Source organism: Aliivibrio sp. 1S128, from assembly GCF_001691065.1.
Lineage (GTDB): Bacteria > Pseudomonadota > Gammaproteobacteria > Enterobacterales > Vibrionaceae > Aliivibrio.
On the sequence record NZ_MAJV01000015.1, the window covers coordinates 1 to 970 of the forward strand.

At 37.2% G+C, this 970-nt stretch carries 2 protein-coding genes; both read left to right on the top strand.

What is annotated here, in order from left to right:
* Nucleotides 1-321: 321 nt before the first annotated feature.
* Nucleotides 322-573, top strand: coding sequence for a type II toxin-antitoxin system Phd/YefM family antitoxin (locus tag A6E03_RS04320; protein ID WP_045103946.1), 252 nt, complete (start codon nt 322-324; stop codon nt 571-573).
* Nucleotides 563-850, top strand: coding sequence for a type II toxin-antitoxin system RelE/ParE family toxin (locus tag A6E03_RS04325; RefSeq protein WP_065600236.1), 288 nt, complete (start codon nt 563-565; stop codon nt 848-850). The genes A6E03_RS04320 and A6E03_RS04325 overlap by 11 nt, the downstream gene beginning before the upstream one ends.
* Nucleotides 851-970: the final 120 nt, after the last annotated feature.

Below are 970 nucleotides of genomic sequence, written 5' to 3' on the forward strand. Positions count from 1 at the left end.
ATCTCGCAATTTAAGAACATTTTGTTCGCTTAATTGCTATCGGTAAATTAGAATCAGGGCTTAGAAAATCTTGGCAGGGCAGTTCTTTACCAAGTTGACCAAGCCGAAAGTAAGCACGCACAACAATCGCATCAACACGATTTATTACATTCGGCGTTCTGGGTTTGCCTTTAGTTTTGTGATTAAGGCAGTAAAATTCAGGTTGGTTTGCATGGTAATAAACGTGTTATGCCAGCGTTATACGGCAAAAAGAAAAAAGTAGCAGTTCACATTAAAAAGGTCTAAAATTAGCACTTAATTTAATACTAATTTGGTGGCGTTATGAGACAAGTTCTAGCTGATTGTTCAGCAAGTATTTCAGAGTTAAAGAAGAATCCTACAGCTCTTTTGAACGAAGCTGATGGCTCTGCTATAGCTATTTTAAATCACAATAAACCAGCGGCTTACTTAGTGCCTGCTGAAACTTACGAATTTCTAATGGACATGTTAGATGATTACGAGCTTTCTCAGCTTGTTGAAAGCCGCAGACTTGATTTATCAGATGCTGTGGAAGTAAATATCGATGACTTATAAATTAAAATTCCTGCCAGCAGCACAAAAAGAGTGGAGCAAATTAGCTCCGCCGATAAAAAATCAGTTTAAAAAGAAGCTAATTGAGCGTCTCGAAAATCCTCATGTACCTGCATCAAAATTACGTGGTTATGATTCTGTCTATAAAATCAAATTACGTACAGCAGGCTATCGTTTAGCTTATGAAGTCATTGATGATGAAATTATTGTTTATGTCCTAGCTATTGGTAAAAGGGACAAAGATGCAGTTTATAAGAAGTTAGCCTCGCGCTTTAGTTAGCCGTATAACAAATGCATCAACACGATTTTCTACACTCGGCGTTGTCAGTTTGCCTTTAGTTTCAGTGATTAAGGCAGTAAAATTCAGTTAAGTCTGTATCGTAGCAAACGTGTTATGCAG

Coding starts and splice junctions, on each gene's coding strand:
- A6E03_RS04320 (WP_045103946.1), top strand. CDS start 322: ATGAGACAAGTTCTAGCTGATTGTTCAGCAAGTATTTCAGAGTTAAAG.
- A6E03_RS04325 (WP_065600236.1), top strand. CDS start 563: ATGACTTATAAATTAAAATTCCTGCCAGCAGCACAAAAAGAGTGGAGC.